This window comes from Mycobacterium sp., from assembly GCF_049683355.1.
GTDB lineage: Bacteria > Actinomycetota > Actinomycetes > Mycobacteriales > Mycobacteriaceae > Mycobacterium.
The window spans coordinates 1-6,783 of the sequence record NZ_JBAUJB010000191.1 but is presented as its reverse complement, the minus strand read 5'-3'; the positions used below and the strand labels follow the sequence as shown (position 1 = coordinate 6,783).

Annotated in this window: 7 protein-coding genes and 1 pseudogene; 3 read left to right on the top strand and 5 right to left on the bottom strand. The window is 68.5% G+C overall.

Features of this window, described 5'->3' with window-relative positions; all coding sequences use genetic code 11:
- The coding region (locus tag WA944_RS11410) for a DmpA family aminopeptidase (RefSeq protein ID WP_526646954.1) at window positions 1-1,049 on the bottom strand (1,049 nt) is incomplete at its 3' end.
- Between the two features lie 144 nt (window positions 1,050-1,193).
- On the opposite strand from WA944_RS11410, the gene WA944_RS11405 reads away from it, so the two are divergent.
- On the top strand, window positions 1,194-1,796 hold the full coding sequence (locus WA944_RS11405) for a TetR/AcrR family transcriptional regulator (protein WP_526646952.1): 603 nt from the start codon (window positions 1,194-1,196) through the stop codon (window positions 1,794-1,796).
- Between the two features lie 78 nt (window positions 1,797-1,874).
- On the opposite strand, the gene WA944_RS11400 is transcribed toward WA944_RS11405, so the two are convergent.
- The 4 genes and pseudogenes from WA944_RS11400 to WA944_RS11385 all read right to left on the bottom strand — a co-directional run bounded on the left by WA944_RS11400 (window position 1,875) and on the right by WA944_RS11385 (window position 5,563).
- Complete coding sequence (locus WA944_RS11400) at window positions 1,875-2,972, bottom strand: fatty acid desaturase family protein (protein WP_526646956.1); 1,098 nt, start codon at window positions 2,970-2,972, stop codon at window positions 1,875-1,877.
- A 196-nt stretch (window positions 2,973-3,168) separates the two neighbouring features.
- Window positions 3,169-3,522 carry a hypothetical protein gene (locus WA944_RS11395; RefSeq protein WP_526646950.1) on the bottom strand — a complete coding sequence of 118 codons (354 nt, stop codon included), beginning with the start codon at window positions 3,520-3,522 and terminating at the stop codon, window positions 3,169-3,171.
- A gap of 58 nt (window positions 3,523-3,580) precedes the next feature.
- On the bottom strand, window positions 3,581-4,603 hold the full coding sequence (locus WA944_RS11390) for a glycosyltransferase (protein WP_526646948.1): 1,023 nt from the start codon (window positions 4,601-4,603) through the stop codon (window positions 3,581-3,583).
- Window positions 4,600-5,563 (bottom strand): annotated as a pseudogene (locus tag WA944_RS11385) (glycosyltransferase). The gene WA944_RS11390 and the pseudogene WA944_RS11385 overlap by 4 nt, the downstream one beginning before the upstream one ends.
- Between WA944_RS11385 and WA944_RS11380 the strand changes: the two are divergent.
- Together WA944_RS11380 and WA944_RS11375 are read left to right on the top strand one after the other, a co-directional pair.
- Window positions 5,481-5,687 (top strand): hypothetical protein, encoded by a 207-nt coding sequence (locus WA944_RS11380; protein ID WP_526646958.1) that lies wholly within the window; start codon window positions 5,481-5,483, stop codon window positions 5,685-5,687. The pseudogene WA944_RS11385 and the gene WA944_RS11380 overlap by 83 nt on opposite strands.
- Window positions 5,688-5,987: 300 nt before the next feature.
- A partial coding sequence (locus WA944_RS11375; protein ID WP_526646946.1) for a DUF2293 domain-containing protein occupies window positions 5,988-6,783 on the top strand: 796 nt, incomplete at its 3' end.

Below are 6,783 nucleotides of genomic sequence, written 5' to 3'. Positions count from 1 at the left end.
GCGTGCGCGGTCAGGCCGTTGCGGCCGGTGACGGTGGTGGCGGCGACCAGCGCGTTGACGATCGCCTCTTCGGTGGCCTCGATCGTCAGGTCGAACAGCCGGGTCATCAGTTGTGGTGCGACCATCCGCAGCGGGATCTCGGGGCGCGGTGTGCCGGCGTCCTCGTCCCAGGCGTACGGCGGGATGCCGCGGTTGCCGGTGGCGAAGGCGAGCATCAGGTCGCCGCTGTACTGCTCGCCGCTGCCGCCGATCCGGCTGACCGCCAAGCCCGCTCGTTGGGCCAGTCGGGTGCACTGGTGCGGCAGCAGAGGGGCGTCGGTCGCGACGATCACGATGATCGACCCCGACCCGGGCTCGTACTGCCGCGGCATGTCGGGCAGCGGAACGACGTCGGCACCGATCAACTCTCCCACTGGCACACCGTTGATCCGGAGGCGTTCGCGCCGGCCGTGATTGGCCTGCACCAGCACCCCGACCGTGTAGGGGCCCGCGGCAGTCTCGGTGACCCGCGACGACGTCCCGATACCACCCTTGAAACCGTGGCAGATCATCCCGGTGCCGCCGCCGACGGTGCCTTCGGCGACGGGTCCGCCGCGCGCGTCGGCCATTGCGGCCTCGACGTGTTCAGCCCGCACGTGGTGGCCGTTGATGTCGTTGAGCAGGCCGTCGTAGGTCTCCCCGACCACGGGCAACGACCAGTAGATTCCGTTGCCGCGGGCGCCCACCTGGGCGGCGACCAGCGCGTCACGTACCACGCCGACGCTGTGGGTGTTGGTGATACCGATGGCCGACGTGAGCTCACCCGACTCCCGGATCCACTCCAGCCCGGTCATCTCGCCACTGCCGTTGAGCCGGTGACAGCCCGCGAAGACCGGTTCGGTCCAGATGTCCTGATGCGGGACGACGACGGTCACACCGGTGTGCACCGCCGGCGGACCGCTGTTCTGCAGCGTGGTGTGCCCGACCGTCACCCCGGCGACATCGGTGATGGCATTGTCCGGCCCCGGCGGGTGTTCGCCGATGACGATGCCGAGATCTCTCGCCCGCACTCGGGGCCTCCAGGTCAGCTAGTTATTTTCCTAGTTGGAAAATAATGCGCCCCGAGTGCGGCAGGCGCAACCCCAACGCCAGAATTGGTTCATCAGCGAGTAACCTCGCATCGGATCGAGGCGACGGGACGGAGTGGTCAACGCGTGGGACGGCCGAACCGACAAGTCGAGCGAAGAGCTGAGATCCTCGATGCCACAATCGCTTTGATCGAACGCCACGACCTCGCCACGCTACGACTCGCCGATGTGGCCGAGGAACTCGGGCTGACCACCAATGCCGTCCGCTACTACTTCAAGGACATGACCCAACTGCTCTCCGAGCTGGCATTGCGGTCCGATGTCCGGTTCTACGACGACCGACTCGCCGCCCTCGAGCAGACCGACGACCCGGCCGCCCAACTGGCGATGACGATCGCCGCGGGGCTTCCCACCGGACCGGAGGACGCTGAATGGCGCGCGATCTGGCGTGCCGTGCTGGCTGCCGGATTCGAGCTCGATCAGCGCCGCGACGTGCAGGGCATTTATCACCGGCAGGTGGACCTCTACACCCAGATCCTCACCGCCGGCCGGAAGACGAAGGCCTTTGCGCTCGGCTCCCCGCCCCGCGACATCGCGATGACGTTGATGTCCATGGAGGACTACCTCGGCTACCGCATCGTCGCGCGCGACCCCGCGATGAACCGGCGGACCGCACTACGGCTGATGCGTCAGTACGCCGAGCTGGCGACCGGGGCGCGGCTGCCGTAAACCTTGGCGTTGAGACTGCGCTCAGGGCGCAGAAGTTCGAGTGACTCCCGCCGCCAGCGCAGCCTAAATGCAGAGAAGTCAGGCGGCGCGCAACGCTGAGCGACGGCGCGCCACCCGCTGCTGACGCCGGCGCGGCCGGATCGCCGCGACGTCGGCATCCCGGCCGAAGAAGTCGTCCGGCAATGCCAGCCGGTGGATGATGCGCAGCGTCGACCCGTACTGGTGTGCCAGCGATCCGGTCAGGTACGGCAGACCGTACTTCGCGCACAGCGGCCGCACCCGGTCGGCGATCTCGGCGAGCCGGTTGCTCGGCAGGTCGGGGAACAGGTGGTGCTCGATCTGATAGCAGAGGTTGCCGCTGGCGAAGCCCAGGAAGCGGCCGGCTTTGAAGTTGGCCGCGCCCAGCATCTGCCGCAGGTACCACTCGGCTCTGGTCTCGGACTGCAGCACATCCGGCGTGAACTTCTGGGTGCCATCGGGGAAATGCCCGCAGAAGATCACCACGTACGCCCACAGGTTGCGCAGCAGGTTGGCCACCGCGTTCGCGCCCAGGGTCCTGCGCCAGCGTTTCACGCTCAGCGCCGGCCACAGCGCGTAGTCCTTGAAGCCCTGGCGGGTGATCTTGCCCACCAGCGCCTTCAACTGCGCGCCTCTTGCGGCGTTGGTCCGTGCCAAGTCGACGTCGTGCAGCGCGATGCCCCATTCGAATGTCAGAGCCAGGAACAGGTTCTGCAGCGGCTGCAGCAGGTGCCGGCGACTCCACGGCTGATCGGTCGTCACCCGCATCACGCCGAACCCGAGGTCGTCGTCCTCGCCCAGCACGTTGCTGAACACGTGGTGGCGATAGTTGTGCGACGAGCGCCACTGCGACGAGAGCGCGACCATGTCCCACTCCCAGGTGCTCGAGTGGATCTCCGGGTCGTTCATCCAGTCCCACTGGCCGTGGGACACGTTGTGGCCGATCTCCATGTTCTCGACGCTCTTCGCGAAGCCCAGGGCGGCGGTGCCCAGCGCCCAACCGGCCTTGGACCGGGTACCGACGATCAGCAATCGCGCCGCGACGTCGAGCGTGCGCTGGAACAGGATGGTGCGCCGGATGTAGGTCGCGTCAGCGGCTCCGCGGGAGTCCTCGATGTCGCTGCGGATCGTGTCGAGCTCACGTCCGAGGCATTCGATGTCGGTGGCGCTGAGATGGGTGTATCGGGCGATGTCGGTGATGGCGATGTCGAAGTCCTAGGTAGATCCAGCGCAAGGGGCGTAGATCTCAACCCTGAACCGAAGTGTGTACAGACCGGTCGACGTCGAAAATACAAGTCGCGTCGGCGGGTAGTCCCCAGAGTACCCGTCAGTAGCATCCGCAAACGCCTGGCGACTACGACCCGGACTCCGGCGGCGCGGCCGTCGGATGACGGACCGTCCTGCCGGTGAGCCGACGCGTGCGCACCGGCCGGCGCACCGTCCTCAGGTGCTCCAACTGCCGGATCAGCTCACTTTTGGCCTCCTGCAGGGCCCGGGTGAGGTCGGCGCCCGCGGCCACCGCCACCAGCGGTGGGCGGCCCGGCAACGTGGTGCGCAACGTCACACGCTGCTCCCGGCGGCCGCGGTCCTGCAGAGACACCTCGACGCTGACGTCGTTGGCCGATCGGCCCAGATGCGGCCGCAGCGACGACAGCGCCTCCCGCACATGAGGTCGTTCCTTCGCGACGAACCCCGCGCCGATGTGCACGACTAGCTCAGTGAGGCCGTTCCGGCGTCTGGTGCTCATCATGACCTCGGCTCGGACATCATTGGGGGACAGGAGAAAAGCGGCGCGCCTGCTGCAACGTCGCGATCACGGCGAGCGTCGACTCGGCGCCCTGGTTCAGATTCACCGCATCCGCGTGCAACCCGTCGAAGCCGCCACCGGTCTCCGGGTCCCACATGGGTAGTCCGGCGTCGTTGTCGCCCTGGAACCACGCGGCTGCCGACCGGATGCCCTCGGGCCACAACGGTCGCGGGTCCACGGTCGCGGCGCGGGCGCACGCGTCGGCGAGGCTGGCCACCTCGATCGGCTGTTGGTCGAACGCCGGCTTGGCCTCCCCCGGCCCCCGGCCTCCGTCGGGCGTGGGCGAGAGGTGACCGTCGGCCGTTTCGTAGGCCAGCAGCCACTCCAGCGCCTCCAGGCCCCGCCGGCGCAACGTCTCGTCGTCCAGCGCGACGCCCGCGGCGATCATCGCCTCGGCGACCACCGCGTTGGCGTATGTGAGTCGTGGCTCCGGCCAGGGCCATTCGGTGTCGTCCGATGGCTCGGGGAGTCCTGCGACGTAGTCCGTGAGCAGCTTGAGCGCCGTGGCGTGTCCCGGATCGAAGGTCAGCAGCTCGGCGGCGCCGATCGCCGCGAAGGCCATCGCCCGCGGGTGCGGCGACCTGGCTTCGGCCGCGCGGTCGAACTGGATGACCGCCAGCCGGCGCACCATGCTGACCGTGCTGTGGGCGGCGGCGGTGCCGAGCCCCCAGACCGTGCGGCCCCAGTGGTCGTCGGTGCTCGGCTGGTCGGTCCAGTGTCCGCCGCAGGTCATCCGGTTGCGGCAGGAGCCGTCGAAGGACTGCGCTTCGTTCAGGAACGTCAACGCTTTTCCGGCGAGGCCGTTGACCACCCCGGCGGCATCGGGCTCGCGGGTGGCGACGACGAGGACCCTGGCCATGTCGTCGGTGCAGTAACCGTGCTCGCGGCGGGGCTCGGTCAGGCAGGCGTGCTCGAAGGTCGCGCGGTGATCGGTCATCCGCATCAGATGCGTGAAGATCGGGTCGGGCGTGATGGCGGTCATGCTGCCGCCAACCGGATCGCGACGAGCCGTTGCGCCGCCGTGAGATACGCGCCCGCGACCACGGGCCACGCCATCGCCGGAGCCAGGTCCCGGGCTTGTGAGGCCATCGAGCCCGCGACCCGCGGGTCGTTGAGCAGCCGGCGCAACGCATCGACGAGCGCGTCGGGGTCGTCGTGACCGACCACGGTGCCCGCGCCGCTGCCGAGCAACTCCATCGCGTGCGGGAAGGCGGTGGCGACGATCGGCCGCCCGCTGGCGACGGAGTCGACCAGCACGCCGGAGGTGACCTGGTCCTTCGAGTCATAGGGCAGCACCACCACGGACGCGGCCTGCATCAGCGCGGTCAACTGCTGGGGCGTGCGGTACCTGGCATCGAAGGACACCGCCCCGGCCACGCCGAGGCGCTGGGCCTGCGCGATGAGCCCTTCGCGATACGCGTCACCCTGGGCGGCGAGCACCTTCGGGTGCGTGCGGCCCGCGATCAGGTACTGCGGCTGATGCGGTAGTTCCTTCAGTGACGCCATCGCGTCGATGACCCGCTCGATGCCCTTGCCCGGGCCCAGCAGGCCCCACGTCAGGATCGTCGGACGACCCGAACGCTTCAGTGCGGTGGTGGTGGGTAGCGCCGCGCCGTGCGGGATGACGGTGACCTTGCGGCGGTCGACGGCGAATCCGGCGTACAGCCGCTCCCGCGCCGATTCCGACATCACCACCACCTGGTCGGCGAGTGCCAGGACCTCTTCGAGGACCGAACGTTGGTGTAGTGTCGGATCTTTGAGCACGGTGTGGGCGATCACGATCGCGGGGATCGTCAGCCCCTTCATGATCTCGACGACTTCGTCTCCGTCGGGACCGCCGTAGATGCCGTACTCTCTGGATGACGGCGACGTCGTTGCGGTTGAGCAGCTCCGAAGCCGCCACCACGGACGGCGCGGAGCCGTTGACGAGCTCACCGACCACCTTGGGGTTCTCGGACGGGGTCCCGTCGGAGATCCGGACGACGTTGACGTCGACGCCCTTGTCCGACAGCCCGCCGCCCAGGGCCGCGCTGAAGGTGGCCAGCCCGCAGGCAGTCGGCGCGTAGGTGCTGAGGATGCCGAAGCTCGGCAGGTACGAAAAGCTCTGCATCCCGAAGGGAGCGGCCAAATGGTTGACTAACGATGGAGCATTCAAAATTATCCCGACTGGGCTGTTGCCACCGGCGTGACCGGCGTATGTGAAGACTCGGGAAGATCAGCGCGACAGCGCAGAAACTGACCTAAACCGGACTGCTGGGAGTACCAGCTGTTTCCCAGTCTACACCCGTAGTCCCAGGTTGAGGCCGCAACCAGGGCGCCCTCATCTGTCGTACCGCAGAGCTAGTCTCAGACGCGTCATGGCACGTATGGAGACGCGCATCGCCCGCATCGCTGAGACGACGCTGGCCGAGCAGCAGTTCGTCACGCCCATCGACGTCCTGATCGGCCTCGGCTGGCTGGCACAGCCCAACGTCGAGCGCTGGCAGCGAGGTCGCGTCAGCTCACTCGACAGATGCGTCCAGGTTGACGCCGACAAGACCGCCGCCGCCCTCGCCGCGTTGGAAACCTGGGCCCGGGACCGCGGCCTGCAGCCTTGGGACACCGACTACGGCGACCTCCAGTTCACCGGCGGTGGCGAGGCTGCGGCCGAACGCCTTTTCCACACCCGCTGGGCCGCCGCTGAGCACCCCGCGCCCGAGGCCCCGAAGAAGCGTTCCCGCGAACTGGCCGTGATCGCGGCGCTGAGTTCCTGGACCTGTGCCTCCTGTGAAGAGGACGGCGACCTGCTGCTCCAGACCAAGGCCGGTCCGCTCTGCCTCGACTGCGCCGACCTCGGGCACCTCGTCTTCCTGCCCTCGGGCGACGCCGCCCTGACCCGACGAGCCAAAAAGGCCAGCCGGCTGTCCGCCGTCGTCGTCCGCTGGAGCACACGACGTAAACACTATGAACGCCAAGGTATCCTGGCGGAGAACGACGCCATCGAGCTGGCGGCCCAACAGTGTCTCGAGGATGCCGACGCCCGCGCGCTGCGCCGCTCTCGTGACCAGGAGCGCCGCGCCGCCCTGGACGAGACGTTCCGCGACGAGTTCGCCGCCGCGATCCGCGACCAGTTCCCCGGCTGCCCGCTGTCGCGCGCCGTCGCCATCGCCTACCACGCCGCCC

Excerpts from the sequence above, each read along its gene's own strand:
- WA944_RS11390 (WP_526646948.1), bottom strand. The coding sequence starts at position 4,603 with ATGACCGCCATCACGCCCGACCCGATCTTCACGCATCTGATGCGGATG.
- WA944_RS11380 (WP_526646958.1), top strand. The coding sequence starts at position 5,481 with ATGACGGCGACGTCGTTGCGGTTGAGCAGCTCCGAAGCCGCCACCACG.